The 26,424-nt window shown below is 67.7% G+C and carries 31 protein-coding genes; 16 read left to right on the top strand and 15 right to left on the bottom strand.

The features are described 5' to 3' along the window. Positions 1-93 precede the first annotated feature (93 nt). Together A5775_RS17490 and A5775_RS17485 are read left to right on the top strand one after the other, a co-directional pair. Positions 94-717, top strand: coding sequence for a DUF3000 domain-containing protein (locus tag A5775_RS17490; protein ID WP_082953064.1), 624 nt, complete (start codon positions 94-96; stop codon positions 715-717). 1 nt (position 718) lies between these two features. After that, positions 719-2,014, top strand: coding sequence for a ribonuclease D (locus A5775_RS17485; RefSeq protein WP_067255127.1), 1,296 nt, complete (start codon positions 719-721; stop codon positions 2,012-2,014). A gap of 17 nt (positions 2,015-2,031) precedes the next feature. Here A5775_RS17485 and dxs read toward each other — a convergent pair whose 3' ends face one another. Beyond that, positions 2,032-3,957: a 1-deoxy-D-xylulose-5-phosphate synthase gene (gene dxs / locus A5775_RS17480; protein WP_067255125.1), complete on the bottom strand. Its 1,926-nt coding sequence runs from the start codon at positions 3,955-3,957 to the stop codon at positions 2,032-2,034. Between the two features lie 148 nt (positions 3,958-4,105). Here dxs and A5775_RS17475 point away from each other — a divergent pair, with 148 nt between their 5' ends. Next, positions 4,106-4,549: a CBS domain-containing protein gene (locus tag A5775_RS17475; RefSeq protein ID WP_067255200.1), complete on the top strand. Its 444-nt coding sequence runs from the start codon at positions 4,106-4,108 to the stop codon at positions 4,547-4,549. Between the two features lie 16 nt (positions 4,550-4,565). Beyond that, the gene (locus tag A5775_RS17470) at positions 4,566-5,855 is read left to right on the top strand and encodes an SLC13 family permease (protein WP_067255123.1); all 1,290 of its coding nucleotides are present in this window, start codon (positions 4,566-4,568) and stop codon (positions 5,853-5,855) included. Positions 5,856-5,909: 54 nt separating this feature from the next. Here the strand turns inward: A5775_RS17470 and A5775_RS17465 are convergent, their stop codons facing one another. From A5775_RS17465 to A5775_RS17450, 4 genes are read right to left on the bottom strand one after another with little or no spacing between them, the layout of a single operon-like run. Beyond that, positions 5,910-7,436 (bottom strand): FAD-dependent monooxygenase, encoded by a 1,527-nt coding sequence (locus A5775_RS17465; RefSeq protein WP_067255120.1) that lies wholly within the window; start codon positions 7,434-7,436, stop codon positions 5,910-5,912. Further along, on the bottom strand, positions 7,436-8,188 hold the full coding sequence (locus A5775_RS17460; protein ID WP_067255118.1) for a fluoroquinolone transporter permease: 753 nt from the start codon (positions 8,186-8,188) through the stop codon (positions 7,436-7,438). The genes A5775_RS17465 and A5775_RS17460 overlap by 1 nt, the downstream gene beginning before the upstream one ends. After that, entirely contained in the window at positions 8,188-8,898 is a 711-nt protein-coding gene (locus tag A5775_RS17455) for a fluoroquinolone transporter permease (RefSeq protein WP_067255116.1), read from the bottom strand. Before A5775_RS17455 ends, A5775_RS17460 begins: the two co-directional genes overlap by 1 nt. Continuing rightward, the gene (locus A5775_RS17450) at positions 8,895-9,800 is read right to left on the bottom strand and encodes an ABC transporter ATP-binding protein (protein ID WP_067255197.1); all 906 of its coding nucleotides are present in this window, start codon (positions 9,798-9,800) and stop codon (positions 8,895-8,897) included. Before A5775_RS17450 ends, A5775_RS17455 begins: the two co-directional genes overlap by 4 nt. A gap of 123 nt (positions 9,801-9,923) precedes the next feature. Here A5775_RS17450 and A5775_RS17445 point away from each other — a divergent pair, with 123 nt between their 5' ends. Next, positions 9,924-10,385 carry a GbsR/MarR family transcriptional regulator gene (locus A5775_RS17445; RefSeq protein WP_067255195.1) on the top strand — a complete coding sequence of 154 codons (462 nt, stop codon included), beginning with the start codon at positions 9,924-9,926 and terminating at the stop codon, positions 10,383-10,385. Here the strand turns inward: A5775_RS17445 and A5775_RS17440 are convergent. Together A5775_RS17440 and A5775_RS17435 are read right to left on the bottom strand one after the other, a co-directional pair. Beyond that, positions 10,382-11,554: a class I SAM-dependent RNA methyltransferase gene (locus tag A5775_RS17440; RefSeq protein WP_156660752.1), complete on the bottom strand. Its 1,173-nt coding sequence runs from the start codon at positions 11,552-11,554 to the stop codon at positions 10,382-10,384. The genes A5775_RS17445 and A5775_RS17440 overlap by 4 nt on opposite strands. Positions 11,555-11,604: 50 nt before the next feature. Further along, positions 11,605-13,599: an APC family permease gene (locus tag A5775_RS17435; protein WP_067255193.1), complete on the bottom strand. Its 1,995-nt coding sequence runs from the start codon at positions 13,597-13,599 to the stop codon at positions 11,605-11,607. A 126-nt stretch (positions 13,600-13,725) separates the two neighbouring features. Between A5775_RS17435 and A5775_RS17430 the strand changes: the two genes are divergently transcribed. Together A5775_RS17430 and A5775_RS17425 are read left to right on the top strand one after the other, a co-directional pair. Then, the gene (locus tag A5775_RS17430) at positions 13,726-14,391 is read left to right on the top strand and encodes a TrkA family potassium uptake protein (RefSeq protein WP_197512681.1); all 666 of its coding nucleotides are present in this window, start codon (positions 13,726-13,728) and stop codon (positions 14,389-14,391) included. 37 nt (positions 14,392-14,428) lie between these two features. Then, positions 14,429-15,085, top strand: a complete 657-nt coding sequence (locus tag A5775_RS17425) for a TrkA family potassium uptake protein (RefSeq protein ID WP_067255108.1) — start codon at positions 14,429-14,431, stop codon at positions 15,083-15,085. A gap of 51 nt (positions 15,086-15,136) precedes the next feature. Here the strand turns inward: A5775_RS17425 and A5775_RS17420 are convergent, their stop codons facing one another. Together A5775_RS17420 and A5775_RS17415 are read right to left on the bottom strand one after the other, a co-directional pair. Further along, positions 15,137-15,814 (bottom strand): DUF3159 domain-containing protein, encoded by a 678-nt coding sequence (locus A5775_RS17420; protein ID WP_197512685.1) that lies wholly within the window; start codon positions 15,812-15,814, stop codon positions 15,137-15,139. A 14-nt stretch (positions 15,815-15,828) separates the two neighbouring features. Further along, entirely contained in the window at positions 15,829-16,197 is a 369-nt protein-coding gene (locus A5775_RS17415) for an OB-fold nucleic acid binding domain-containing protein (RefSeq protein ID WP_003875251.1), read from the bottom strand. Between the two features lie 136 nt (positions 16,198-16,333). Here A5775_RS17415 and A5775_RS17410 point away from each other — a divergent pair, with 136 nt between their 5' ends. Next, positions 16,334-17,035: a hypothetical protein gene (locus tag A5775_RS17410; protein WP_067255103.1), complete on the top strand. Its 702-nt coding sequence runs from the start codon at positions 16,334-16,336 to the stop codon at positions 17,033-17,035. Positions 17,036-17,051: 16 nt separating this feature from the next. Here A5775_RS17410 and A5775_RS17405 read toward each other — a convergent pair whose 3' ends face one another. Together A5775_RS17405 and dut are read right to left on the bottom strand one after the other, a co-directional pair. Then, a complete protein-coding gene (locus A5775_RS17405) occupies positions 17,052-17,828 on the bottom strand; it encodes a DUF3710 domain-containing protein (protein ID WP_067255101.1) in 777 nt (258 codons plus the stop codon). 47 nt (positions 17,829-17,875) lie between these two features. Continuing rightward, positions 17,876-18,340 carry a dUTP diphosphatase gene (gene dut, locus A5775_RS17400; protein ID WP_067255098.1) on the bottom strand — a complete coding sequence of 155 codons (465 nt, stop codon included), beginning with the start codon at positions 18,338-18,340 and terminating at the stop codon, positions 17,876-17,878. A 25-nt stretch (positions 18,341-18,365) separates the two neighbouring features. Between dut and A5775_RS17395 the strand changes: the two genes are divergently transcribed. Further along, the gene (locus A5775_RS17395) at positions 18,366-18,851 is read left to right on the top strand and encodes a DUF3093 domain-containing protein (RefSeq protein ID WP_067255096.1); all 486 of its coding nucleotides are present in this window, start codon (positions 18,366-18,368) and stop codon (positions 18,849-18,851) included. 9 nt (positions 18,852-18,860) lie between these two features. Here the strand turns inward: A5775_RS17395 and A5775_RS17390 are convergent, their stop codons facing one another. Beyond that, positions 18,861-19,163: a DUF4193 domain-containing protein gene (locus A5775_RS17390; RefSeq protein ID WP_008258544.1), complete on the bottom strand. Its 303-nt coding sequence runs from the start codon at positions 19,161-19,163 to the stop codon at positions 18,861-18,863. A gap of 195 nt (positions 19,164-19,358) precedes the next feature. On the opposite strand from A5775_RS17390, the gene cei reads away from it, so the two are divergent. After that, a complete protein-coding gene (gene cei / locus A5775_RS17385; protein ID WP_067255092.1) occupies positions 19,359-20,009 on the top strand; it encodes an envelope integrity protein Cei in 651 nt (216 codons plus the stop codon). Positions 20,010-20,014: 5 nt separating this feature from the next. Here the strand turns inward: cei and A5775_RS17380 are convergent, their stop codons facing one another. After that, positions 20,015-20,893 (bottom strand): inositol monophosphatase family protein, encoded by an 879-nt coding sequence (locus A5775_RS17380; protein WP_067255089.1) that lies wholly within the window; start codon positions 20,891-20,893, stop codon positions 20,015-20,017. Positions 20,894-20,994: 101 nt separating this feature from the next. Between A5775_RS17380 and ppgK the strand changes: the two genes are divergently transcribed. The 3 genes from ppgK (at position 20,995) to A5775_RS17365 (ending at position 24,014) form a co-directional block, all read left to right on the top strand. Next, positions 20,995-21,804 (top strand): polyphosphate--glucose phosphotransferase, encoded by an 810-nt coding sequence (ppgK, locus tag A5775_RS17375; protein WP_067255086.1) that lies wholly within the window; start codon positions 20,995-20,997, stop codon positions 21,802-21,804. Positions 21,805-21,981: 177 nt separating this feature from the next. Then, on the top strand, positions 21,982-23,478 hold the full coding sequence (locus tag A5775_RS17370) for an RNA polymerase sigma factor (protein WP_156660748.1): 1,497 nt from the start codon (positions 21,982-21,984) through the stop codon (positions 23,476-23,478). Between the two features lie 146 nt (positions 23,479-23,624). Next, on the top strand, positions 23,625-24,014 hold the full coding sequence (locus tag A5775_RS17365) for a RidA family protein (RefSeq protein WP_067255081.1): 390 nt from the start codon (positions 23,625-23,627) through the stop codon (positions 24,012-24,014). Here the strand turns inward: A5775_RS17365 and A5775_RS17360 are convergent. After that, complete coding sequence (locus tag A5775_RS17360) at positions 23,987-24,355, bottom strand: DUF952 domain-containing protein (RefSeq protein ID WP_197512683.1); 369 nt, start codon at positions 24,353-24,355, stop codon at positions 23,987-23,989. The genes A5775_RS17365 and A5775_RS17360 overlap by 28 nt on opposite strands. Before the next feature lie 150 nt (positions 24,356-24,505). Between A5775_RS17360 and A5775_RS17355 the strand changes: the two genes are divergently transcribed. After that, entirely contained in the window at positions 24,506-24,691 is a 186-nt protein-coding gene (locus A5775_RS17355) for a hypothetical protein (RefSeq protein WP_067255076.1), read from the top strand. A gap of 67 nt (positions 24,692-24,758) precedes the next feature. After that, positions 24,759-25,760 (top strand): YihY/virulence factor BrkB family protein, encoded by a 1,002-nt coding sequence (locus A5775_RS17350; protein ID WP_067255073.1) that lies wholly within the window; start codon positions 24,759-24,761, stop codon positions 25,758-25,760. On the opposite strand, the gene A5775_RS17345 is transcribed toward A5775_RS17350, so the two are convergent. Next, complete coding sequence (locus A5775_RS17345) at positions 25,761-26,000, bottom strand: DUF3039 domain-containing protein (RefSeq protein WP_067255070.1); 240 nt, start codon at positions 25,998-26,000, stop codon at positions 25,761-25,763. Positions 26,001-26,087: 87 nt separating this feature from the next. Here A5775_RS17345 and A5775_RS17340 point away from each other — a divergent pair. Further along, positions 26,088-26,424, top strand: a 337-nt coding sequence (locus A5775_RS17340) for a DUF3099 domain-containing protein (protein WP_067255067.1), incomplete at its 3' end; no start/stop codon positions are given.

Below are 26,424 nucleotides of genomic sequence, written 5' to 3'. Positions count from 1 at the left end.
GGTAACGGCTTGATCGCGGCGAGTTTGAAACCCGGCGCGCCTGTCGCGGCGTGTCGGGCGATAGGTCTAGCGTCGATCCCTGTGACCCGTGCCGTGACAACGCAGAACGGTCGGGATGAACAGGAGCGACGGCAAGTGACCTCATCCGAACCGGCCCCCTTCCGCGAGGCGGTGGCGGCCATGAACGCCGTCGTCGTGCGGCCGGAGATCGAACTGGGTCCCATCCGGCCGCCGCAACGCCTGGCCCCCCACAGCTACGCCCTGGGCGCCGAGGTCAAACATCCCGACTGCGAAATCATTCCCGAACGGTCCGACGGCGACGCCTTCGGACGGCTGATCCTGCTGTACGACCCCGAAGGGGCCGACGCGTGGGACGGCACCATCCGCATGGTCGCCTACATCCAGGCCGACCTTGACCCCAGTGAGGCGGTCGACCCGCTGCTGCCCGAAGTAGCGTGGAGCTGGCTAGTCGAGGCACTGGAGTCACGTATGGAGCAAGTCGTCGCCCTGGGCGGCACCGTCACCGCGACCACCTCGGTGCGCTACGGAGACATCTCCGGGCCACCGCGCGCCCACCAACTCGAGCTGCGCGCGTCATGGACCGCGATGTCGCCCGCGGTCGGCGGGCATGTCGAGGCGTTCTGCGAGGTACTGGAGCACGCCGCGGGCCTACCCCCCGCCGGAGTCACCGACCTGAGCTCGCGGTCACGCGCCTAGCATGGGCGAACCGTCGGCCGACGGGCCGGGCTGCAGCGCGCCCGGCGACACAAGCACCGACCCCGCGCCCACCCCGCTTCCGCACCCGGCCGAAGGCGTCCCGCCCATCTCGGTGAGCGTTGACGACATCCAGGCGGCGGCGCAGCGCCTGGACCGTGGGCGCGGGCCGTTCGCGGTGGACGCCGAGCGGGCATCGGGTTTCCGCTACTCCAACCGGGCCTACCTGATCCAGATCCGCCGGGCCGGCGCCGGCACCGTGCTGATCGACCCGGTGAGCCATGGCGGCGACCCGCTGCGGGCCATGCGGCCGGTGGCCGACGTGCTGAGCAACGACGAATGGATCCTGCACTCCGCCGACCAGGACCTGCCCTGCCTGGAAGAAGTGGGCATGCGACCGCCGGCCCTCTACGACACCGAGCTCGCCGGACGCCTCGCCGGGTTCGACCGGGTGAACCTGGCCACCATGGTCGAGCGGCTGCTGGGCTTCGGGCTGTCCAAGGGCCACGGCGCCGCCGACTGGTCCAAGCGGCCCCTGCCCGCCGAATGGCTCAATTACGCCGCCCTGGATGTGGAACTGCTGATCGAGCTGCGCGCGGCGATCGCCGACGTCCTCGCCGGGCAAGGCAAAACCGATTGGGCCGCACAGGAATTCGACTATCTGCGCAATGCGGGATACAAAGACCCGGGCGCCGCCGTGCGACCGGACCGGTGGCGACGAACGTCGGGGATCCATCGGGTGCGGGACCAGCGCGGCCTGGCCGCGGTGCGCGAATTGTGGTTGACGCGCGACCGGATCGCGCAGCGCCGCGACATCGCGCCCCGGCGCATCCTTCCCGACTCGGCCATCATCGACGCCGCCCTGGCCCAACCGACGACCATCGAGGAACTGGTCGCGTTGCCCGTGTTCGGTGGGCGCAATCAACGCCGCAGTGCCGCGACGTGGCTGGCCGCGCTGGACGCGGCCCGGCAGACCAAGAATCCGCCCGCCGACGCCGAACCTCCGAACGGCCCGCCGCCGCCGGCGCGGTGGAGCCGGCGCAAACCGGAGGCCGCCGCCCGGCTGGAGGCCGCGCGCGCGGCGCTGTCGGAGGTGTCGGAGCGGGTCCATGTCCCCACCGAGAACCTGGTCTCACCGGACCTGGTGCGACGGCTGTGCTGGGACTGGGAGACCGCGCCCGATCCCTTCGAGGCCGTCGAGGCGTTTCTGCGCGCCGGGCAGGCCCGCCCCTGGCAGCGCGAGTTGGTGGATCCCGTTCTGGCCCGGGCGCTGCAGGCGGCGCAGGACAACGCCGACTAGCGCGTCGTCGTCAAGGGTCAGTCCAGGTGTTCGCGGATCTCCGCTTCGGTGTCGCTGCTGGCCAGCGCGGCGACCCAGCCGGTGATGCGGCGGGCCACGTCCTGGTCGGTCAGCGCCAGATCCGACAGCAGCTCGCCTCGGGAGGCGTGCTCGTAAAACCGCTGCGGCAAGCCGACATCGCGGCACGGAACGTCGATCTCGACGCGGCGCAACGCGGCCGACACCGCCGAACCCACCCCGCCGTTGACCCCGTTGTCCTCGCAGGTGACGACCAATTTGTGCCGCGCCGCCAGGTCGAGAACAGTGTCTGACACCGGCAGCACCCAGCGCGGGTCGACCACGGTGACGCCGATGCCCTGGTTGTGCAGCCGCTTGGCGACCGCCAGCGCCATCCGCGCGAACGCGCCGACGCCCACCAGCAGCACGTCGTGGTTGCATCCGCTGGCCGGGACCGCGAGCACATCGACACCCGAGATGCCCGACCCGAGGCGCTCGATCGCCGGGATGTCCTCGCCCACATCACCTTTGGGGAAGCGCAGCGCCGTCGGCCCGTCGTCGACCTCGAGCGCCTCACCGAGTTCCTCGCGCAACCGGGTGGCGTCCCGGGGCGCGGCCACCCGCATGCCGGGCACGATGCCCAGCATCGACAGGTCCCACATCCCGTTGTGGCTGGCGCCGTCCGAACCGGTGATCCCGGCCCGGTCGAGCACCATGGTCACGGGCAACTTGTGCAGCGCCACATCCATCATGATCTGGTCGAAGGCGCGGTTGAGGAACGTCGAATAGATGGCCACCACCGGGTGCATCCCGCCCATGGCCAGCCCGGCCGCCGAGGTCATCGCATGCTGCTCGGCGATGCCGACGTCGAACAGGCGGTCCGGAAACTGCTGCCCGAACGGCGTCAGCCCGGTGGGGCCGGGCATGGCCGCGGTGATGGCCACGACGTCGCGGCGCTTGCGCGCGTAGCCGATGAGCGCATCGGAGAACGTCGCGGTCCAGCCGGGGCCCGCCACGCTGGTCGCCTGGCCGGTAAGAGGATCGATCACGCCGCAGGAATGCATCTGCTCGGCTTCGTCATCCTCGGCGGGCGCGTAGCCCATCCCCTTGCGCGTCACCACGTGCACGATCACCGGGCGGCCGAAGCCGCGAGCGTGGCGCAGCGCCGCCTCCACCGCGCGTTCGTCGTGACCGTCGACGGGGCCGACGTACTTCAGCCCGAGGTCGGTGAACAGCAGCTGGGGTGACAACGAGTCCTTGATGCCGGCCTTGACGCTGTGCATCACGCGGTAGGCGAGCCTGCCGACCAGCGGCAGCGCCCGCACCGCGTCGCGGCCCCGTTCCAGGGCCTGCTCGTAGACCGGTTGCAGCCGCAGCGTGGCGAGATGGTCTGCCATACCGCCGATCGTCGGGGCGTAACTACGGCCGTTGTCGTTCACCACGATGATCACCGGGCGCCCGGACGCGGCGATGTTGTTCAGCGCCTCCCAGCACATGCCACCGGTGAGCGCGCCGTCGCCGACCACCGCGACCACGTGCCGATTGCGGTGCCCACTCAGCTCGAAGGCCTTGGCCAGGCCGTCGGCGTAGGACAGCGCGGCGCTGGCGTGGCTCGACTCCACCCAGTCGTGTTCGCTCTCGGAGCGCGACGGATACCCGGACAGCCCACCCTTTTTGCGCAGGCTCTCGAACTCGTGGGCACGCCCCGTCAGCATCTTGTGGACGTAGGCCTGATGGCCGGTGTCGAAGATCATCGGATCGTGGGGCGAGTCGAACACCCGGTGCAGCGCGAGTGTCAGCTCGACCACGCCGAGATTGGGCCCGAGGTGTCCCCCGGTGGCAGCGACCTTGTGAATCAGGAATTCGCGAATCTCGGCGGCCAATTCGCGGAGCTGATGTGCGGAAAGGTGCTGCAGATCAGCGGGCCCGCGGATCTGTTCCAGCATCCCGACAGTCTACGCAGCCGGTGCCGCACGTTTGGTAGCGTCAATGCGCGGTGAGCCGGGAAGCCTGGTCGGCACGTCTTCTTCCGACCCAGGAGCACGCATGAGCATCGGCATCGCCACACCACAGCCCCCGACGTATCGTCGCAGTGTGCGCGCCGAGCAGATCGCCGAGGACTTCCCCGTCGTCAGCATCGACGCGGACGCTCTGGAGGCCGCCCGGATGCTGGCCGAGCACCGGCTGCCCGGGCTGTTGGTCACCGACAGTTCGGGACGCCCCTACGCCGTGCTGCCCGCCTCCCAGGTCGTCCGCTTCATCGTGCCCCGTTACGTGCAGGACGATCCGTCACTGGCGGGCGTGCTCAACGAGTCGATGGCCGACCGGTGCGCGGAAAAGCTGAGCGGCAAAAAAGTGCGCGACGTGCTGCCCGACCATCTGGTCGACGTGCCTCCCGCCCACGGCGACGACACCATCATCGAAGTCGCCGCGCTCATGGCGCGACTGCGCAGTCCCCTGGTCGCAGTGGTCAAAGACGGCACGCTCGTCGGTGTGATCACGGCGTCGCGGGTGCTCGCGGCGGCCCTGAAACCGTGATGCCGCGGGCCAGTAGATGAGCTACATCGCGATCTCGGTGTTCGTGGTCGCCTATGCCCTGATCGCCAGCGATCGCGTCAACAAGACGCTCGTGGCGCTGGCCGGGGCGGCGATCGTGGTCACCTTGCCGATCATCCGATCCGATGACGTCTTCTACTCGCACCGAACCGGAATCGACTGGGACGTCATCTTTTTGCTGCTGGGCATGATGATCATCGTCAGCGTGCTGCGGCAGACCGGCGTGTTCGAGTACGTGGCGATCTGGTCGGCCAAACGCGCCCGCGGTTCCCCCTTGCGCGTGATGATCCTGCTGGCCCTGGTGACCGCGATCGCGTCGGCCCTGCTCGACAACGTCACCACCGTGCTGCTCGTCGCCCCGGTGACGCTGCTGGTGTGTGAACGTCTGGCCATCAACGCGGCGCCCTTCCTGATGGCCGAAGTGTTCGCGTCGAACGTCGGCGGTGCGGCGACCCTGGTGGGTGACCCGCCCAACATCATCATCGCCAGCAAGGCCGGCCTGACGTTCAACGACTTCCTCGTTCATATGGCGCCGATCGTGATCATCGTCCTCTGCGTCCTGGTTGCGTTGTTGCCGCGCCTTTTTCCCGGAGCGTTCAGCGTCGACCCCGAGCGGGTCGCCGATGTGATGTCCCTGGAGGAAAAGGAGGCCATCCGCGACCCCCGGCTGCTCATCACGTGCGGCGTCGTCCTGCTGGCGGTGTTCACCGCGTTCATCGCCCACGCGCCGCTGCACATGGAGCCCTCGACGGTGGCGCTGTTGGGCGCCGGCATCCTGGTCGTGGCGTCCAGGCTCAAGCCGTCCGACTACCTGTCCAGCGTGGAGTGGGACACGCTGCTGTTCTTCGCCGGTCTGTTCATCATGGTCGGGGCGCTGGTGAAGACGGGTGTCGTCGAACAGCTTGCCCGCGTGTTGATCTCCGCCACCGGCGGCAACACCTTGGCCGCGACGATGATCATCCTCGTCGCGTCGGCCGTCATCAGCGGGGTCGTCGACAACGTCCCCTATTCCGCGACGATGGCGCCGGTGGTGGCCGACTTGGTCCCTGCCCTGACCGATCACGCCAACCCCGGCGTGTTGTGGTGGTCGCTCGCGATGGGCACGGACTTCGGCGGCAACTTGACCGCCATCGGCGCCAGCGCCAACATCGTCATGCTCGGAATCGCCCGCCGCGCCGATACTCCCATCTCCTTTTGGGAGTTCACCCGCAAGGGCGCGGTCGTCGCCGCCGTCTCCGTCGCGCTGTCCGCGCTGTACCTGTGGGTGCGGTATTTCGTGATGGCATGAGGGCCTAGGTGTCCCACTACCAGGACGGCAGCGATGCGCCTGCGCGCGCGGCGGCTATCGCGTTCGACCGGTGTCGAACGCGTTGGTCAGCCACCGGTCAAGGCCGACCGTGTCTTCCGCATCACCCCGCCACCCCAGGTGCGCGTCCGGTCGGACAAGCATCGCGTCCTTGCCCTTGTAGCTCAGCACGCCCAGATTGCCCCCGAGCCGATTCTGTGCACCCTCGACGTCCGCCATATCGGGATCGTGCGGTACCAGCAATGCCCAACGACCGCCCAGCTCGGCGTGCAGCCGCGACATCGCTCCATCCTCGCGGACGCACGGCAGATCGCTGATGCGATCACCCGGGCGCGGCTTTCGGCCCCGCCCGCCCAGCGGCCCCTTGCGGTAACTCCCCCACAGCTGCGACGCGGAGTAGGTCGCCCAACGCTGCACGGCCGCCAAACCGACCAGCCGCGCCACTATCCGATCTCGGGCAAACCGGCCGACGGGATTGTTCGCGACGTTGATCCGGGTGATCGTGCTGGTGCCTCGCAGCACCTCTGTTGCTAACGGGCGGCGCTCGGCCTCATAGCTATCGATCAGTCGATCAGCGGCTCGGCCGGCGACGACCAACGCAAGCTTCCACGCCAGGTTTTCTGCATCCCCGACACCGGTGAGCATTCCCTGCCCGCCGAAGGGAGCATGGGCGTGGGCCGCGTCGCCGGCAAGCAGAATCCGGCCGCGACGGTAGGTATCGGCGAGTCGCCGGTGCACCGAAAACTGCGAAAGCCACACGGCCTCACCGAGGCGTACCCGGCGCTGGGTTCGCTCCGGCAGGATCTGCTGGAGCCGTTCGAGAATCGTGTGTTCGCTTGGCTTTTCGTCGTCTCCCGGGTCGTAGGCGATTACCCGCCACAAGTCGTTCTGTCCCTGCGGGTCAGGCATGGGCATCACACCGATCAACCCCTTCCGGTGAAGCCAGCCGGTCGTCCCGCCACGGTCTACATCCCAATCAAGGTGCACATCTGCCAGCAGAAAACGCTCGCTGAGCCTCACGCCCGGAAAGCCAATGCCCGCCAGCGCGCGGGTGGTGCTGCCGGTGCCGTCGCAGCCCACAATCCATTGGGCTCGCACAGCCCGGCCGCCGCCCAGCTCCGCGGTGACACCATCGCCATCCGATGCGACCGCGCTGAGCGGCCGGCCCCATTCCACGGCACCGCCTAGCTCGGCCAGCCGATTGCGCAGCGCCCCTTCGACCTTGGCCTGCGACACCAACATTGGCGGCGCGGCCGTGCGCAGCCCAGGGTCGCCGAACTGCAGATTCATGATCGGTTGGTCGCCGAGATACGTCGTAACCCGCATCGCTCGCAGCGATTGGTCAGGCAGGGTTCCCAGCGCACCCACTCGGTCGAGTACTTCCGAGCCGCGGGCATGCAGGAAGTTAGCGCGCGATGTCACCGCCGGACCGGCCGCGCGATCGACGACACGCACCGAGACGCCGTGCAATAACAATCCGCACGCCAACGTCAGGCCTGTCGGACCCGCGCCGACCACAACGACGTCGACAGTGTCCACACTCGCCAAAGTACGCGCTGGCATTAGCTGTCACCGGTCGCGTTCTTCGCGAGAAAGCGCCAGAACAACGGCCAGGCGATCGCCAGGTTGTACGCCACTCCGCCGAGCAGGTACGGCCACCAGCTGCCGTGGTCGCTGGCCACCCAGAACGCCTTGGCGGCCCAGTAGGGTGGTAAGAGCCCGAAGGCCAGATTCCATTTGGAGTCGATGAACCACGGCAGGCAGGGCAGCCCCGCGATGAGCATGCCGAGGGCACGGACGGCCGCCAGTCCCTGAATCTTGTTGCTGGCCATAGCCACTATCAGCAGGAGGGTCACCACTGCGGAGAGCCCGGCGAGTAATCCGATCGGGATCAGGGCTCCGATAAGTCCGGGCTGCAGGATCCCGCTGCATGACATCGTCGCGACCACGTAGATGGTCGTCACCCCCATCACTGTGGCCGCGCGGTAGCCGAAGAAGACCGACAGCGGGACCGGCGTCACCCGCAACGCGACCAGGGTGCCGGCGTCGACTTCATCCAACACGAGCAATGCTGCCAACGCGCCCGAAATGATGATGCTGGTCAGCAGCAGGAACGCGGTCAGGATCAGCGGGTAATACGGCACTAAATCAAACCCGTTGCGGTGGGCCAACATCCTGGTGATCCGCGGCGTGAGCACGGTGACACCGGTGGTCCAAATGATCGGCGCAACCACGATCATCACCATCAACGGGTCACGGTAGGCGCCGCGAATATCGTTGCGACCGAACGCGGCCAGTGCTCGCACACCCGACATCACAGTCCTCCCGTCCGGGCGACAACATAGCGATCGAACATCGCCCTCGCCGCCCAGGACAATCCCGCCACGCACAGCAGCGGGTACAGCACCGCATACGCGAGCTGCCACGGCCGCAGTACAAGCTGCTCGAACGCGGCGCCGAACAGCAGCAGCGGCCCCTGCGTCGGGATCAGATAAAGCAGCGAATTCGGCCACACCCCTGAGTAATTCAGCACCGGCAGTGTCATCACCGTAAGCGGTACCGTCGCCGCCAGAAACCAGTCGCTGATTGACGCGAACGGCAGCGAGGAGGTGTACCCGACCAGCAGCATCAGCAGTGTCCCCAGCACAACCCCGACCACCAACGGCGCCACTTTGTATGCCAAACCCCGCGTCATCGTCGCCACCACCACCGCCACGAACAGCGAGATCGACACCAGCAGCGCCAGTTTCGCGGACAGGTACTCCCAGAACCGCAACGGGGTGGAGATAACCGCGCCGAGTGTGCGTTCCTGCTTCTCGAAGAACACGGTGCCCGCGACGAAGAAGAACCCGATGATCGAAACGTCACCCACCAATACGTAGGGCTCGGCAACCGGACGCAGGCTCGCCGGCATCGGTAACAGCACGGCCAGCCAGATCAGTCCCGAGAATACTGCCGCGTGCAGAAACTTCTGCCGGACTTGCAGTGTCAGCTCCAGCCGCAGCGCCCTCATCAGGCGGGTCACGAAAGCCGCCGTCCGGTGGTCTCCACGAATACGTCGTCGAGACTGGCTTCCTTGCTGTGGATGGTCTCGACGTGGTGCTCGCGCAATAGGGTGCGGAATGCGGGATCGTCTCCCAGCCCGTCCATCGGGAAGTCGGCGGTGTCGAGCCCGCCGTTCTTGCCGCGGTACTCCACGCGGACCAACCGTTGACCGCGGGCGATCTTCAGCTCGCTCGGCGTGTCCAGGGCGACGATGCTGCCGTCGACCACGAAGGCCACTCGGTCGCACAGCTCGTTGGCAGTGGCCATGTCGTGCGTGGTGAGAAAAACTGTGCGGCCGCGGGCCTTGAGGTCTAGCACCATATTCTTGACCTTGCGTGCGTTTACCGGGTCGAGTCCCGACGTCGGCTCGTCGAGGAACAGCAGCTCCGGATCGTTGATCAGGGCCCTCGCGAACGTCAGCCGCATCTGCATGCCCTTGGAGTACTTGCCGACGCGGGTGTTGGCATCGTCGGTCAGTCCCAAGGCGTCGAGCAGCGCCATCGGATCCAGCGTCACGACGTCGTACAGCGACGCGAAGAAGCGCAGATTCTCGCACCCCGTCAGTTTTTGATAGTGGTTGGGCAGCTCGAAGGACACCCCAACACGCTGGTAATAGTCGGGTCCCCATGCCAGGGGGTCCCTCCCCCAGACCGAGACCTCCCCGCCGTGACCGCGCAGTATGCCGATCAAGATCTTCTGGGTGGTCGACTTTCCGGCGCCGCTGGGCCCGAGGAACCCGAAAATCTCGCCAGGGCCGACGGCGAAATCCATGCCACGCAGCGCGGGTTGGGAGGTCCTCGGATACGTGAAGGTCAGCCCGCGGACGGCGATCACGTCGCCATCAACGCCCGGGGAGGCGGCCGCCTGCGCGGGTTTGTGCATCATTTTCCTTCCCGGTGTCAGGCGCACGACAATGCGTCCAGCCTAACTACTTTTCAGAGATTTTTGAAGATTCGGAATTTATAGACATCCTGCTATTCTTCGAAGTCGATTAAGGAGGTGCGCGTGTCCGAACGCGCGGATCAACGTGACGCGGCCGAACAGCTCGCGCTCGTACTCGTCAATCACGGGCTGCAACGGATGACGGCCCGGGTGCTGGCCACGCTGCTGTTCACGGAGCAACCCACCATGACCATGGGCGAGCTGGCCGAACAGCTGCAGGCCAGTTCGGGTGCGATCTCGGGCGCACTCAAAATGCTCACCTCCGTGGGTCTGGCCGAGCGGGCGCCGGCCCCCGGCAGCAGACGCGATCACTACCGGCTGCGCGACGACGCGTGGGCGACGCTGTTCACCAACCAGAACGTCGTGATATCGGCCATGCAGACGGCGGCCGAGGCCGGCATTGCGGCGGCCGGGTCGGACAGCGTTGCCGGGCAACGACTTACGCGGATGCGCGACTTTTACGCCTTCATGCTCGAGGAGATTCCGGCCATGCTCGAACGCTGGCAGCAGCAGTCACCCGGCTAGGAGGGCAGGGTCAGCAGCGCGACGCATTCGACATGATGGGTCAGCGGAAACGCGTCGAACACCTTGATTTTCTCGACGGTATAGCCGTGACCAAGATAGATCCCGATATCGCGGGCGAAAGATGCTGCCTCACAACCGATGTGCACCACACGAGGAACACCGGCGGAACCCAGCAGGTCGATGATCTCGCGCCCGGCGCCCGCCCGCGGCGGATCCAGCACCGCCACGTCGGCACGCCCCCGCTGCGCCGCCAGCGCGCGGCGCACCGAGTCGGTGACCACCTGCACCTGGCCCAGATCGGCCAGCGCCACCCGCGCGGCCCGTGTGGACGTGCGCGAGGTGTCCACGCTCAGCACCCGCCCGGAGGCCCCCACGGCCTCGCCGAGCACAGCGGCGAAAACGCCTGCGCCACCGTAGAGATCCCAGGCACTCATGCCGGAGCCGGCCTGCGCCCAGTCGGCCACCAGAGCGCTGTACGTCGCCGCGGCGTCGCGGTGCGCCTGCCAAAAGGCGGTCACCGGCACCTGCCAGCTGCGCCCCGCTACCCGCTGCACCGCCTCGTAGCGGCCCTGGATCACCTTGGTCGCGGTGCGTCTGCCCTGCCGCAACGTGCGCACCACATGGCGCGCGCCGTCATCGTCGACGGCCACGTGCAGCTGGGCGGCCGCGGGCCACTCGGTTTCCGCGATGCCGTCGAGCATGCCGTCGAGCAGCTGCGCACAGCGCAGGTCGGTCACCAAATCGTCGCTGTGGTAACGGTGAAAGCCCGGGCGGCGGTCGGCGCCCACATCGAGGCGAACGCGGGTGCGCCAGCCTGTCGGCCCCGACGGCAGTGGTTCGGCCTCGCCGCTCCAGCGATGCCCGCCGAGGCGCTCCAGCTGATTGGCCACCACCTCGGCCTTGAGCGTGCGGGCCACCTCGGGGACGGCGAACGCCAGGTCGCAACAGCCGGCACCGTCGACCCCGGCGATCGGGCACAGCGAGGACGTACGACCGACCGCCGGCTCGATGACATCGATAACCTCTGCGTGCCAATACGATCCGCGGTCCGCGGTCACCCGGACACGCACCCGCTCACCGGGCAGCGCGTACCGGACGAACACCACCCGGCCTTCGTGGTGCGCCACGCAACTGCCGCCGTTGGCCGGGGCGCCGGTGGTCAACGTCAGCTCGCCTACCGGCGGCGGAACCCCGCGCGGTGCGCGGGTCGATTCGCGGGTCAATCGAAGATTCCCCGACGAGCGTCGCCCGGCGCCACATGCGGCTGCAACGTCTTGCGCCGTTCCGACGAACTCAATTGCCACGGAACCGAAGTCACCATGACACCCGGCATGAACAGCAGCCGGCCCTTGAGGCGCAGCGCACTCTGGTTGTGCAGCACCTGCTCCCACCAGTGCCCCACCACATACTCCGGGATGAACACGGTGACCACGGTGCGCGGAGACTCTTCCCTGGCCCGCTTGACGTATTCCAGTACGGGACGGGTGATCTCGCGATACGGCGATGCGATGACCTTCAGCGGGACACTGATATCGCTTTCCTCCCACTTTTGCACCAGCTCGCGGGTTTCCGCGTCGTCGACGCTGACCGTCACCGCCTCGAGGACATCGGGGCGGGTGGCCCTGGCGTAGGCCAGCGCACGCATCGTCGGCAGGTGCAGCTTGGACACCAGCACCACGGCGTGATTGCGGCTGGGCAACACCCCGTCCTCCTCGTCCGCGGCCTGCTTCGCCAGTTCGCGGTTCACGGTGTTGTAGTGCCGGTGAATCATCTTCATCACTCCGAATAGCAAGCTCATCGCGAACAGGGCGATCCACGCCCCGGCGACGAACTTGGTGACCAGCACCACCAAGAAAACCGTACCGGTGGAAAGCAATCCGACCGTGTTGACCACCCGGGAGCGCATCATCTTGCGCCGCGCCCCCGGATCGGTCTCGCTGCGCAGCAACCGGGTCCAGTGCCGCACCATGCCGATCTGGCTCAGTGTGAACGAAATGAACACGCCGACGATGTACAGCTGAATCAACGCGGTGACCTCGCCGCGGAACGCCACGATCGCCAGCACAGCCACCCCGGACAGGAACACGATTCCGTTGGAGAACGCCAACCGGTCTCCGCGGGTGTGCAATTGGCGCGGCAGGTAGCTGTGCTGGGCCAGGATCGAACCCAGCACCGGGAAGCCGTTGAACGCGGTGTTGGCCGCCAGCACCAGGATGAGTGCGGTTACGGTGGCGATCAGCAGGAAGCCGAGGTGAAAGCTGCCGAACACGGCCTGCGCGAGTTGGGCGACCAGGGTCTTCTGGTAGTAGCCCTTCGGTGTCCCGCTCAGTTGCGTCGCGGGATCCTCGACGAGCTGGACCCCGATCTTCTGGGCCAGCACGATGATGCCCATCAGCAGGGTGACCGCGATGGCGCCCAGCATCAGCAGGGTCGTCGCCGCGTTGCGCGACTTGGGTTTCTGAAACGCCGGCACCCCGTTGCTGATCGCCTCGACACCCGTGAGCGCCGCGCAGCCCGAGGAAAACGACCGCGCCACCAAGAACGCCAGGGCGAAACCGACGACCTGGCCGTGCGCAGCGTGCATCTGGAAACCGGCGGACTCCGCCCGCAACGGATCACCCAGCACGAAGATCCGGAACAGACCCCAGCCGATCATGACGAGGACACCGATGATGAACGCATAGGTCGGGATGGCGAACGCCACCCCGGATTCGCGCACCCCACGCAGGTTCAACGCCATCACCAGCAAAATGGAGGCCACGCAGAAGATCACTTTATTTTCCGCCACGATCGGGATCGCCGATCCGATGTTCGCCATCGCCGACGCCGTCGAAACAGCCACGGTCAGAACGTAATCCACCATCAGGGCGCTGGCCACGACGAGGCCCGCCGTCTCACCGAGGTTGGTGGTGACCACCTCGTAGTCACCGCCGCCGGACGGGTAGGCGTGGACGTTCTGCCGGTAGCTGGCCACCACCACCAACATGACAGCCGCCACCGCGAGCCCGATCCACGGCGTCAGCGCGTACGCCGACAACCCCGCCACCGACAGCATGAGGAAGACCTCCTCGGGCGCATACGCCACCGACGACAACGCGTCGGAGGCGAACACCGGCAAGGCGATCCGCTTGGGCAGCAGCGTGTGGCTCAACCGGTCGCTGCGAAACGGCCGGCCGATAAGCAACCGACGAGTGGCGGTTGAAAGTTTGGACACGAGAGCCAAGAGTAAGCCCAGACGGGTTTGACGGTAGCGTTCGTGGACGAGAATGTTCGCCGACCGAAACGGCTTGCCGACGTGCGTTGCCGACCAACGGGCAAACCGCGGCCGAGAGGACCACAAGTGCGAGTAGTAGTGATGGGCTGCGGCCGCGTCGGCTCCTCGGTCGCCGACGGGCTCTCCCGCATCGGTCACGACGTGGCCGTCATCGACCGCGACAGCACCGCCTTCAATCGGCTCAGCCCCGAATACGCCGGCGAGCGGGTCCTGGGACAGGGATTCGACCGAGATGTACTGCTGAGGGCCGGTATCGACGAGGCGGACGCGTTCGCCGCCGTGTCGTCCGGCGACAACTCCAACATCATCTCGGCGCGACTGGCCCGCGAGACGTTCGGCGTCAAACGAGTCGTGGCCCGTATCTATGACGCCAAGCGCGCCGAGGTCTACGAGCGCCTGGGCATTCCCACCATCGCGACCGTGCCCTGGACCACGGACCGCCTGCTCAATGCGCTGCTGCGGGAGACCGAGACGGCCAAGTGGCGCGATCCGACCGGCACGGTCGCCGTCTCCGAGGTCGTCCTGCACGAAGATTGGATCGGCCACCGGGTCACCGATCTCGAGCAGGCCACCGGCGCGCGGGTCGCGTTCCTGATCCGATTCGGGGCCGGCGTGTTGCCCGAACCGAAGTCGGTGATCCAGGCCGGCGACCAGGTCTACGTCGCGGCGATATCCGGCCGCGCCGCCGAGGCGGTCGCCATCGCCGCGCTACCCCCGAGCGAAGACCTGTGATGAAGTCGACGGACCGGTTTTTGAGGAGGCGGCGCAGATGAAAGTAGCGGTTGCCGGCGCCGGCGCGGTCGGTCGTTCGGTCACGCGGGAGCTCCTCGGCAACGGCCACGATGTGACGCTGATCGAGCGCAACCCCGACCATGTCGACGTCGACGCCATCCCGGCCGCGCACTGGCGCCTGGGCGACGCGTGCGAGTTGAGCCTGCTGGAATCGGTGCACATGCAGGAGTTCGACGTGGTGGTGGCCGCGACCGGCGATGACAAGGCCAACGTCGTGCTAAGCCTCTTGGCCAAAACCGAATTCGCGGTGCCGCGGGTGGTGGCGCGGGTCAACGATCCACGCAACGAGTGGCTGTTCACCGACGCCTGGGGCGTCGACGTCGCGGTGTCGACGCCACGCATGCTGGCGTCTCTCATCGAAGAGGCCGTCGCCGTCGGCGATCTGGTGCGACTCATGGAGTTCCGCAAGGGGCAGGCCAACCTCGTCGAGATCACCCTGCCCGACGACACACCCTGGGGCGGCAAGCCGGTGCGCAAACTGGCGCTGCCGCGCGACACCTCGCTGGTGACGATCCTGCGCGGCCCGCGGGTGATCGTGCCCGAGGAGGACGAGCCGCTCGAAGGCGGCGACGAGCTGCTGTTCGTCGTGGTCGCCGAGGCGGAAGAGGAGCTGCAGAAGCTGCTGTTGGGCTAGTGGCGATCGCAAGCGCGGTGTAACCGGGCGCAGCGGGTCGCCACCCTTGGGCTAGTCGCCCACGGTGCGGGATTGCATCTCGACCCCGACGATGGACCGTTGCGCCGACTTGATCGCCGCGTAGGTTGCCAGCGCTGCCAGCACGGTCAGCGGCCAACCCATCCCGATCCGCGCCGCCGCCAGCCACCCCGTCCGGTCGGCGTTGTAGAGCAGCCCCTGGACCACGAAGCGGGCGGCGAACACCAGCGCCCAGCCCAGCGAGGCGACGTCGAACGCCAAGACGGCGCGGGGAACGCTGCGCCAGCCGTCGCCGCGCCCGGTGGCCCAGCTCCACGCGTAGCCCACCAGGGGCCGTCGGATCAGCACCGACGCCGCGACCACCACCGCCCAGACCAACGACATCCAGATGCCCAGCAGGAAGTAGCCCTTGGACTCCCCCAGCACGTAGGCGATCAGCGCGCACAGCGCCACACCGAAGAACCCGGAGAACGCCGGTTGCGGGGAATCCCGCCGAATCAGCCGCCAGAGCAAGACCAGACCGGCCACCCCCAACGCCGCCGCGATCGCCGGAACGAGTCCCGACACGCTCGAGGCGACCACGAAGACGACTACCGGAAGCGACGAGTAGATGACACCACTGACCCCGCCCGCCTGCGCGAGCAGGCGCTCGGGGCTGATGCGGCTAGTGGCTTGTTCCGATGAGCCCGGCTCTCGGGTTGCCCCACCCAAGTCTTCTGGGACGGTCACCGCTGAATTTCGTAGTGCGGGTTGTAAATCGCCTTGGTTCCGTTCTCGAGCTTGCCGAGGCGACCCCGCACCCGCAGGGTGCGGCCCGAGTCGATGCCGGGGATGCGGCGCTGGCCCAGCCACACGAGCGTGACGGTGTCGCTGCCGTCGAACAATTCGGCGCGCACCCCGCCGGCGCAGGCCCTGCCGTTGCACTCCACGCTGCGCAGCGTGCCGACCATCGTGACTTCCTGGCCACGCTCGCAATCGATAGCCCGTTGCGCGCCGGTGCTTGCGACTTCGTCGGACAGTTCCTCAGAGTCGCGCTGCTCCGGATCTTCCGTCAACCGACGGGTCAGCCGGCGCAGATACCCTTGGGCCCCCATGGCCACTCCTGACAGTGCTGATAATCCTCGACGCTTCCCTTTATGCCAACGGACACCGTAGACCTGTTGGTTCCCCAGCGCCAACCGACTCAAACGCGATGTTGGACCGCAGGTCAACGCCGTGCAGTATCGAGGGGTGGTGGTCGATCTGAGCGGTGTCACGACGGTGTTGTTGCCCGGAACCGGCTCCGATGACGACTACGTTCACCGGGCGTTTTCCCGCCCGATAGCCGAGGTCGGCGCGGTGCTGGTGACCCCGCCGCCGCGGCCCGACCGGCTGATCGACGGCTACCTGGCGGCGCTGGACGCCGCCGCACGTGGCGGGCCGATCGCGGTCGGCGGCGTGTCGATCGGCGCGGCGGTGGCGGCGGCCTGGGCCCTGGCCCACCCGGACCGGACCGTCGCGGTCCTGGCCGCGCTACCGGCGTGGGCGGGGGCGCCCGGTGAGGCGCCGGCGGCCCTCGCGGCGCGGTATTCGGCGTCCCAGTTGCGTGCCGACGGCCTGGCGGCGACGACCACGCAGATGCGGGCGTCCAGCCCGCCGTGGCTGGCCGACGAGCTGGCCCGCTCGTGGCGCGCGCAGTGGCCGCACCTGCCCGACGCCATGGACGAAGCGGCCGCCTACGTCGCGCCGAGCTGCGGCGAGCTGACCGCTTTGACCGCGCCGCTGGCGGTGGCGGCCGCGGTCGACGACCCGATCCATCCGTTGCAGGCCGGTGTCGCCTGGGTCGCCGCCGCGCCGCGCGCAGCGCTGCGGACGGTGACGCTCGATCAGATCGGGGCGGATCCCACCGCCCTGGGGGCGGCCTGCCTGCAGGCGCTGGCCGAGCTGAGCTAGCCGGCCCGCCGGGGTGTCAGCCGCCGGTGGTGGTGCGCAGCTGCTGCATGGCCGACCCGTCGGCGCTGCGGCGCGCGGCCGGCTCGTCGGCAGGGGCCTGTTGCTCCTCGGTCTGCGGCGCATCCCCCTGTGGTGAGGCTTGCTGCGCCGCGGCGGCTTCGCGCAGCTGCTGCGCCATCGGCTCGGGCAGCTGCACGACCAGCGGGGTGCGCACCGGAAGGGGCGTGTCCCCGCGCCGAACCACGGTGTCCGCCAACGCCGCTCGCGCCTCCAGCTCGAGCGCTTCCATCGTCTCGTGGGCGCCGTTGATGACGCAGCGGATCATCCAGCGGTATCCGTCGACGCCGATGAAGCGCACCACGCCGGTGGCGGTGCCGACCACTTCCCGCCCCCACGGCCCGTCCTTGATGCTGACCTGGGCCGAGTCGTTGCGCAGCGATTCGGCGAGCTCGCCGGCCACTTCGCGCCACAGCCCGCCCGTCTTGGGCGCCGCATACGCGGCGATGGTGAAACGACCATTGGGCGTGACGACCCAGACCGCGCTGGGGACACCGGTTTCGGTCAGTTCCACCTGCAGCTGACCGGCCTCGGGCATGGGGATCAGCACCGAGCCCAGGTCGAGCCGGGCCAGCTCGGCCACGGCGGGGTCATCGAAGTCCTCGATGTCGAACGGGCCCTCGAGCTCTGCGGGCGCCTGATCGTCGGCGCCGTGGACCGCGACCTCGTCGGCCGCTTGCGCGTCCGCGCCGGGCGCGCCGTCGTCCTTGCGTGAGCGTTTACCGAATGCAGCCATCAGCGCCGCCTCTCCTCATCGCTTCGCCCTGCATCGTCGCCGGCACCTCACAAACTCGCATGTCCGCCGGACGAACCGTGACCGCCGTCGCCGCGGGACGTGTCGGCCAGCCCGGCCTCATCGAACGACGACACCTCGACCAGCTCCACCAACTCGACTCGCTGCACCAACAACTGCGCGATGCGGTCGCCGCGGTGCACCACGATCGGTTCGGCCGGATCGAGGTTGATCAGCGCGACCTTGATCTCGCCGCGGTAGCCCGCGTCGATGGTACCCGGACTGTTGACAATCGAAAGCCCAACGCGCGCAGCCAATCCCGACCGAGGATGCACCAGGCCGACCATTCCGAACGGGATGGCGACCGCCACGCCCGTACGCACCAGGGCGCGCCGTCCGGGCTCGAGTTTGACGTCTTCGGCGCTGTAGAGATCGATCCCGGCGTCGCCTTCGTGGGCGCGGGAGGGCATCGGAAGCTCGGGGTCAAGGCGGACGATGGCCAGACTGGTCGACACGGGGCCACAGACTACCCTTGACTGCGTGTCCGATACGCGCGTCGCGCCGCACAACGTGCGGTATCGCGAACGATTGTGGGTTCCGTGGTGGTGGTGGCCGCCGGCCTTCGCGCTCGCCGGCATCATCGCGTTCGAGTTCAACATGGGCGTCACCCGCCAGTCCGCGTGGTGGCCGTACGCGACGTTGTTCGCCGCGGCGGCCGCGGCGCTGTTGTGGCTGGGCCGCATCGAGATCCGGGTCACCGCCAACCCGTCCGTGCCGGGGGAAGTGGAGTTGTGGGCGGGTCCCGCGCACCTGCCGGTCACCGCGATCGCCCGCTCCGCGCTGATAGCTCCCTCGGCCAAGTCCGCCGCCTTGGGACGCCAACTCGACCCGGCGGCCTACGTCCTGCACAGGGCGTGGGTGGCGTCGATGATCCTGGTCGTCTTAAACGACCCGGACGACCCGACGCCGTACTGGCTGGTGAGTTGCCGTCATCCGGAGCGGGTGCTGTCGGCCCTGACAAGCTGAGCGCAGCTCTCAGGCCGCACAGTCGGTACAGATCATCACGCCGTTCTTCTCGCTGGCCAGCCGACTGCGGTGTTGTACCAGAAAGCAACTCGAGCAGGTGAACTCGTCAGCCTGCTTCGGGACGACGCGGACCGAGAGTTCTTCACCGGACAGGTCCGCACCCGGGAGTTCAAAGTTCTCAGCGGATTCAGATTCGTCGACATCGACAACGGCCGAAGCCGCCTCGTTCCGGCGCGCTTTGAGCTCCTCCAGCGAATCCTCCGAAACGTCGTCCGTCTCGGTGCGCCGTGGAGCGTCATAGTCGGTAGGCATATCTCTTCCCCTGCCCTATTGCCTCTGTATGCCCGCGTAAAACTCAAGCATCGCTTTGTACCAGCGTCGAACGCATCCACCAAATGATTCGTGCCCGTATCGCGGCCCATTAAGGTGTGATTTACGTCACACGACCATTTTCACCCTTGCGCTCGCTTCTGAACAGTGGGTTTACCGTGCGACTAGAGTGCAGCTGTGGTCACGCAAATCACCGAGGGTACAGCCTTTGACAAGCACGGTAGGCCCTTCCGGCGGCGCAATCCCCGGCCCGCGATCGTCGTGGTGATTTTCCTCGCAGTGGCCACGGGTGTGGTCTGGACCGTGGCGTTGACGCGGCCCGCCAAGGTCCACGAGGCGGTGGTCTGCAACCTCCCACCGGAGTCGACCGGTTCGGCACCGGCCCAGCTCGGTGAGCAGGTGTCGCGCAGCGCCATGATGGACGTCGCACCCGCCAAACTCGCCGACACCAAAGTCCGCGTCCTCAACGCCAGCGGCCGGGGCGGGCAGGCCGGCGACGTCGCCGGGGCGATGAAAGACCTCGGCTTCGCGCAGCCCACCGCCGCCAACGACCCGCTCTACGCGGGCACCCGGCTCGCCTGCCAAGGCCAAATCCGTTTCGGCACCGCCGGACAGGCCACCGCCGCGGCGGTGTGGCTGGTGGCGCCGTGCACCGAACTGTTCAACGACAGCCGGGCCGACGACTCCGTCGACCTCGCGCTGGGAACCGACTTCAGCGCCTTGGCCCACAACGACGACATCGACGCTGTACTCGCCACCCTGCGCCCCGGCGCCAGCGAGCCATCAGATCCCACCCTGCTGGCCAAGATTCACGCCAGCAGCTGCTGAGGCGGTCAGTCCAGGATCGGATCGAGGCCGTTGAAACGCTCCAGGACGGCCAGCAGTTCGTCGGCAATCCCGGGCGCGGCGGCCAGCACCAACCCGGCCCCGGTGGCGTCGGGGGCCGGCAGCACCACCCGGGCCCCCGCCTCGGCGGCGATCAGCGCGCCCGCGGCGCGGTCCCACACCTTGAGGCCGTGCTCGTAGTAGGCGTCCAGCCGGCCCGAGGCGACCATGCACAGATCCAGCGCCGCCGAGCCGATGCGACGAACGTCGCGCACCACCGGCAGCATGCGCGCCAACAACGCCGCCTGCGCCGCGCGGCGCTGCCGTGAATAACCGAAACCGGTGCCCAACAACGCCATCGACACGTCCTCGACCGCCGTGCACTGCAACGGCTGGGCCCCTTGGCCGTCGGTGACGTGCGCGCCCAGGCCGGTCGCCGCCGAGTACACCCGGTCGCCGACGACGTCGGCGACCGCCCCGGCCACTGACTCGCCGTCGACCTGCGCGCCGACCGACACCGCGTAGGCGGGGACGCCGTAAACGAAATTCACCGTGCCGTCGATGGGGTCGAGCACCCAGGTGACCGATCCGGCCGGCGTGCCCGCCGGGTCGGTCGGCCCGCCGCCCTCCTCGCCGAGAATGGAGTCCCCAGGCCGTAATTCGGCCAACCGGTCCCGCAACAGGCGCTCGGTCTCGGTGTCGACGACCGTCACCGGGTCGGTCGGGGTGCTCTTGGAGCGCACCGCGCCGCTGTCCGGGGCGCTCACGCCGGCCGCGCCGGCACCGAACACCTCGGCGCGCCGACGCCGCACGAACGCGGCGGCCTCCGCGGCCAGGGTTTCGGCCACTGAGCGCAGCCGCACGAGCTCGTCATCGGATTGGATCACCGCCCTATCGCATCACAGTCGCCACCGTCGCGCAGACGCCACAGGCCGCAGCGCCGCGGCGTTAAGGTGAGCGGACAGCCTAGTCACGCCGAGGAGATTCGATGACCAGCACCGACTCGACCACGGACACGCCCGGCACCGCAGCGGCCGACGGCACGCCACAGCGCCGTGGCTTCGGCATCGACGTCGGTGGCAGCGGCATCAAGGGCGGCATCGTCGACATGGACACCGGGTTGTTGATCGGCGAACGGGTCAAGCTGCTGACACCGCAACCGGCGACGCCCTCGGCGGTCGCCAAGACCATCGCCGCCGTCGTCAACGAATTCGGATGGACCGGGCCCCTCGGAGTGACCTATCCAGGGGTCGTCACGCACGGTGTGGCGCAGACCGCGGCTAACGTGGACAAGTCCTGGATCGGCGCCAACGCCCACGACATCATCAGCGCCGAGCTGGGCGGTCAGGACGTCACGGTGCTCAACGATGCCGACGCCGCCGGGCTGGCCGAGGAGCATTACGGGGCGGGTAAAAACCAAACGGGCCTGGTGATTCTGCTGACCTTCGGCACCGGTATCGGCTCGGCGGTCATCCACAACGGCACGCTGATCCCCAACACCGAGTTCGGGCACCTGGAGGTGGGCGGCAAGGAGGCCGAGGAACGGGCGGCGTCCTCGGTGAAGGAGAAGAAGGGCTGGTCCTACGAAAAATGGACCAAACACGTGACCGAGGTGCTGGTGAGCATCGAGAACGCGATGTGGCCGGACCTTTTCATCGCCGGGGGCGGCATCAGCCGCAAGGCCGACAAGTGGCTGCCGCTGCTCGAGAATCGCACCCCGGTGGTGGCCGCGGCCCTGCTCAACACCGCCGGGATCGTCGGCGCGGCGATGGCCGCCACCTCGGACGTGACCCACTGAATTTCGCCCGGCGGAGCTGTAGTACCGCGCACTGTCGTTACAATGGTCATCGGCGAACGCCCAACCGATAGCGTGCGACTACTCACGCTGATACCAACGCCGACATCGACATAGCAGACACTTTCGGTTAACCATGCCCACTACCCACCGAGAGTGAGCCCAAACGAAGGGGTGTAAGTGGCAGCGACCAAAGCAAGCCCGGCAACCGATGGGCCGGTGAAACGCACCGCCACGAAGTCTCCGTCGTCCCCCGCCAAGCGTCCGGCGGCCAAGGCCGCCAACGGCTCCGCGCCCGCCAAACGGGCCGCCAAGACAGCGTCGCGGTCCACCAAGTCCGAAACCGCCGACCCCGCCAAGAAGACCCGCTCCAAGGGGCCCGAGGCCAAGGGACGTGGCACCAAAGCGGCCAAGGGCGGGACCGCGGATCCCGATGCCCTCGATTCCGACGGTGCCGTCGAGGATCTCGACAACGAACCCGATCTCGAGGGCGAGCCCGGCGAAGACATCGAAATCGACAGCGACCTCGTCCTCGATGACCTCGCGGAGGACGTAGCGCCCGAGGGCGACGAATCCGGCGACTCCGAGGGAAGTGGGGCGGAGGCCGCTGCGCCCGCGGCGACCGTCGAGCCCGCCGCCGAAGAGGACGACGAGATCGCCGAGCCCACCGAAAAGGACAAAGCCTCCGGCGATTTCGTGTGGGACGAAGACGAATCCGAGGCGTTGCGTCAGGCCCGCAAGGACGCCGAGCTCACCGCCTCCGCCGACTCGGTTCGCGCGTACCTCAAGCAGATCGGTAAGGTCGCGCTGCTCAACGCCGAGGAAGAGGTCGAGCTGGCCAAGCGCATCGAGGCCGGCCTCTATGCCACGCAGCTGATGACCGAGCTGACCGAGCGCGGCGACAAACTGCCCGCCGCCCAGCGCCGCGACATGCAGTGGATCTGCCGCGACGGCGACCGCGCGAAAAACCACCTGCTGGAGGCCAACCTGCGACTGGTGGTATCGCTGGCCAAGCGCTACACGGGCCGCGGGATGGCGTTCCTCGACCTCATCCAGGAAGGCAACCTGGGCCTGATCCGCGCGGTCGAGAAGTTCGACTACACCAAGGGCTACAAGTTCTCCACGTACGCGACGTGGTGGATCCGTCAGGCCATCACCCGGGCCATGGCCGACCAGGCCCGCACCATCCGCATCCCGGTGCACATGGTCGAGGTGATCAACAAGCTGGGCCGCATCCAGCGTGAGCTGCTGCAGGATCTGGGCCGCGAACCCACGCCCGAAGAGCTCGCCAAGGAAATGGACATCACGCCCGAAAAGGTGCTCGAGATCCAGCAATACGCGCGCGAGCCGATCTCGCTGGACCAGACCATCGGCGACGAGGGCGACAGCCAGCTGGGCGATTTCATCGAGGACAGCGAAGCCGTGGTGGCCGTAGACGCGGTGTCGTTCACGCTGCTGCAAGACCAGTTGCAGTCGGTGCTCGAGACGCTGTCGGAGCGCGAGGCCGGCGTGGTGCGGCTGCGCTTCGGGCTCACCGACGGTCAGCCCCGCACCCTGGACGAGATCGGGCAGGTGTACGGGGTGACCCGTGAGCGCATCCGCCAGATCGAGTCCAAGACGATGTCGAAGCTGCGCCACCCCAGTCGCTCCCAGGTACTGCGCGACTACCTGGACTAATTCGGATCGACCGTTCGCGAGAACAGTTGGTGCGCAAGCTGTTCGCTCCACGCTGAACTCGGGCCTGAACTCGGGCCGGGCCAAACGACCGCTGCGGCGGGAAAATTCGGCTGCGCCGACAGCACCCTCGTCGTACGGTGAGGCGCATGTCAGCATCTCGCACAGTGGTCCGTTCCGAATCCGCCTTCGAATCGGCAGTCGGCTACGCGCGCGCGGTGCGGGTGGGTCCGCACGTGTCGGTGGCCGGAACGACGGGCGCCGGGCCCGCCGGGGACATCACAGCCCAGGCGCGAGATGCCTTGCGGCGCATAGAAATTGCGCTACAGGAAGCGGGCGCGGCGCTCACCGACGTGGTGCGCACCCGCATCTACGTCACCGACATCTCCCGCTGGCGCGAGGTGGGAGCCGTGCACGAGCAGGTGTTCGGCGCGATACGTCCCGCGGCCACCATGGTGGAGGTCTCGGCGCTGATCGCGCCCGAGTTGCTGGTGGAGATCGAGGCCGACGCCTATGTCGAGGGCCCCGGCGGGTCCTGAGTCACGCCCGGGGCGATCGGCGGGAAGCCGCCGTCGGCGCCCGGCGGGTAGGCGGTGACCCGGATCACAGCGGCCACCGGCAGCGGGCCGTACAGGTGGGGGAACAACATCGACGCCGGATCGGTTGGCACTCCCGGCTCCCAGCGCACCGGTGCGTCGAGCCGGGCCGGGTCGATATGCAGCAGGACCAAGTCCTCCCGCCCGCGGTAAAGCCGGTTGGCCGGCAGGTGGACCTGATCGGGCCTCGACAGATGGATGAAGGCGGCACCGTCGGCGAGGGTGACGCCGCCCCCGCGGCGGGCCTGCGCCCACTGCTCGGTCCCGCACAGGTGCACCAGCATGTCGGCGTCGGAGGTCACAAGCGTCACCCTAGAGAACCGCCTAAACCAAACCTGACCAGGTCGTGAGAAACGACACACCCGATAACGATCGGGGAACAAGGCGAAAACCCCATACGTCTGAGAAAGTGAATAAACGAGAACGGAGAAGCCATGAATGCAACTCTGACGAGTCCAGAACTGACACGGGCCGACCGCTGCGACCGCTGCGGTGCCGCGGCTCGTGTGCGCGCCAAGCTGCCTTCCGGCCTCGAGCTTCTCTTCTGCCAGCACCACGCCAATGAGCATGAGGCCAAGCTGAACGCGCTGGACGCCGTGCTGGAGGTCAGCGGGAGCTAGGTCGCGCCCGAACTCGCCCGTCGCCAATGTGGGCAGTAGGCGCGATCTTCGGTAATGCTGGACGGGTATGAGCGATCAGGTCGCAAAACCGTCGCGCCACCACGTCTGGCGAATCACCTTGCGGGCGCTTTCCAAGAGCTGGGACGACTCAATCTTTTCCGAGTCGGCTCAGGCCGGTTTCTGGTCGGCGTTGTCCCTACCGCCGTTGCTGCTGGGGATGCTGGGCACCATGACCTACGTGGCGCCGCTGTTCGGGCCGGACATGCTGCCCAACATCCTGCGGCAACTGATTTCGACCGCACACAGCGTGTTCTCCCCCAGCGTGGTCAACGAAATCATCGAGCCGACCGTCCGCGACATCGCCAACAACGCCCGCGGCGAGGTGGTATCGCTGGGTTTCATCATCTCGCTGTGGGCGGGGTCGTCGGCAATCTCGGCGTTCGTCGACTCCGTGGTCGAGGCGCATGATCAGACTCCGCTGCGCCATCCGGTGCGGCAGCGCTTCTTCGCGCTGTTTCTCTACGTCGTGATGCTGGTGGTCGTGGTGGTGTCAGCGCCACTGGTGGTGGTGGGCCCCCACAAGGTGGAAGAACACATCCCACTCGGCCTGTCCAATGTGCTGCGCTACGGCTACTACCCGGCGCTGATCATCGGCCTGACACTCGGCGTGATGATCTTGTACCGGGTCGCACTGCCCGAACCGCTGCCGTCGCACCGGCTGATCCTCGGCGCGATGCTGGCGACCGCGGTGTTCGTCACCGCCACGCTGGGACTGCGGTTCTACTTGACGTGGATCACCAGCACCGGCTACACCTACGGCGCGCTGTCCACCCCGATCGCATTCCTGCTGTTCGCATTCTTCGGCGGCTTCGCGATCATGCTCGGCGCCGAACTCAATGCCGCCGTCCAGGAAGAATTCCCCGCGCCGACCACGCATGCCCACCGGGTGCGCACTTGGTTGTTCTCCCGTTCGCCCGCCCTGAAGCGGACGGTGGAGACACTGGCCAGCCCGATAGCGAATCCCGCAACGCAACAACGCGATACCGCGCCGGCGAAGCCGCCCGGGTGATCAGCCCTTCTTGAGCCGTTCGTAAATCTGCTTGCACTCCGGGCAGACGGGCGAGCCCGGCTTGGCCGCCTTGGTGACGGGGAACACCTCGCCGCACAACGCCACGACGTGGTTGCCCATCACCGCGCTCTCGGCGATCTTGTCCTTCTTGACGTAGTGAAAATACTTGGGCGTATCGCTGTCGGTCCCGTCGTCGACGCGTTCGTCGGTCTCGGTGCGTTCGATCGTCTGGGTCTGCATACCTGACATTCTTGCACTGCCCGGCGCACTGCGAAGGCCCCCGAAACCGGCCGAGCCGGAATCGTCCAGGTGTGGGACAGTGGAGGAATGAAGCACGGCTCCGATTCGGGGTTCGACGGCAGCTTCGATGACTTTGACGGCAACAAGAGCCGCCCGGTACTCATCACGGCCGCCGAGCCCTCCTATGAGGAGCAGCATCGCGCGCGGGTCCGTAAATACCTGACCCTGATGGCTTTCCGGATTCCGGCGCTCATCCTGGCCGCGCTCGCCTACGGCGCCTGGCACAACGGGCTGATTTCTCTGGCGATCGTGGCGGCGTCGATCCCCCTGCCCTGGATGGCCGTGCTGATCGCCAACGACCGCCCGTTCGGCTTGTTCTGTCATCGGGTTCAACGACCGACCAGGTTGCAGAGTTCCCAGCGGT

Origin of the sequence: Mycobacterium sp. 852002-10029_SCH5224772 (assembly GCF_001667315.1) — a bacterium.
Classification (GTDB): domain Bacteria; phylum Actinomycetota; class Actinomycetes; order Mycobacteriales; family Mycobacteriaceae; genus Mycobacterium.
This window is presented reverse-complemented; position numbering and strand designations above follow the sequence as displayed.

What these genes read in the sequence shown, in the direction of transcription:
- A5775_RS17485 (WP_067255127.1), top strand. Translation starts at nt 719, where the DNA reads ATGGGCGAACCGTCGGCCGACGGGCCGGGCTGCAGCGCGCCCGGCGAC.
- dxs (WP_067255125.1), bottom strand. Translation starts at nt 3,957, where the DNA reads ATGCTGGAACAGATCCGCGGGCCCGCTGATCTGCAGCACCTTTCCGCA.
- A5775_RS17470 (WP_067255123.1), top strand. Translation starts at nt 4,566, where the DNA reads ATGAGCTACATCGCGATCTCGGTGTTCGTGGTCGCCTATGCCCTGATC.
- A5775_RS17465 (WP_067255120.1), bottom strand. Translation starts at nt 7,436, where the DNA reads ATGCCAGCGCGTACTTTGGCGAGTGTGGACACTGTCGACGTCGTTGTG.
- A5775_RS17460 (WP_067255118.1), bottom strand. Translation starts at nt 8,188, where the DNA reads ATGTCGGGTGTGCGAGCACTGGCCGCGTTCGGTCGCAACGATATTCGC.
- A5775_RS17450 (WP_067255197.1), bottom strand. Translation starts at nt 9,800, where the DNA reads ATGCACAAACCCGCGCAGGCGGCCGCCTCCCCGGGCGTTGATGGCGAC.
- A5775_RS17425 (WP_067255108.1), top strand. Translation starts at nt 14,429, where the DNA reads ATGAAAGTAGCGGTTGCCGGCGCCGGCGCGGTCGGTCGTTCGGTCACG.
- A5775_RS17415 (WP_003875251.1), bottom strand. Translation starts at nt 16,197, where the DNA reads ATGGGGGCCCAAGGGTATCTGCGCCGGCTGACCCGTCGGTTGACGGAA.
- A5775_RS17405 (WP_067255101.1), bottom strand. Translation starts at nt 17,828, where the DNA reads ATGGCTGCATTCGGTAAACGCTCACGCAAGGACGACGGCGCGCCCGGC.
- A5775_RS17390 (WP_008258544.1), bottom strand. Translation starts at nt 19,163, where the DNA reads ATGCCTACCGACTATGACGCTCCACGGCGCACCGAGACGGACGACGTT.
- ppgK (WP_067255086.1), top strand. Translation starts at nt 20,995, where the DNA reads ATGACCAGCACCGACTCGACCACGGACACGCCCGGCACCGCAGCGGCC.
- A5775_RS17365 (WP_067255081.1), top strand. Translation starts at nt 23,625, where the DNA reads ATGTCAGCATCTCGCACAGTGGTCCGTTCCGAATCCGCCTTCGAATCG.
- A5775_RS17360 (WP_197512683.1), bottom strand. Translation starts at nt 24,355, where the DNA reads ATGCTGGTGCACCTGTGCGGGACCGAGCAGTGGGCGCAGGCCCGCCGC.
- A5775_RS17355 (WP_067255076.1), top strand. Translation starts at nt 24,506, where the DNA reads ATGAATGCAACTCTGACGAGTCCAGAACTGACACGGGCCGACCGCTGC.
- A5775_RS17350 (WP_067255073.1), top strand. Translation starts at nt 24,759, where the DNA reads ATGAGCGATCAGGTCGCAAAACCGTCGCGCCACCACGTCTGGCGAATC.
- A5775_RS17345 (WP_067255070.1), bottom strand. Translation starts at nt 26,000, where the DNA reads ATGCAGACCCAGACGATCGAACGCACCGAGACCGACGAACGCGTCGAC.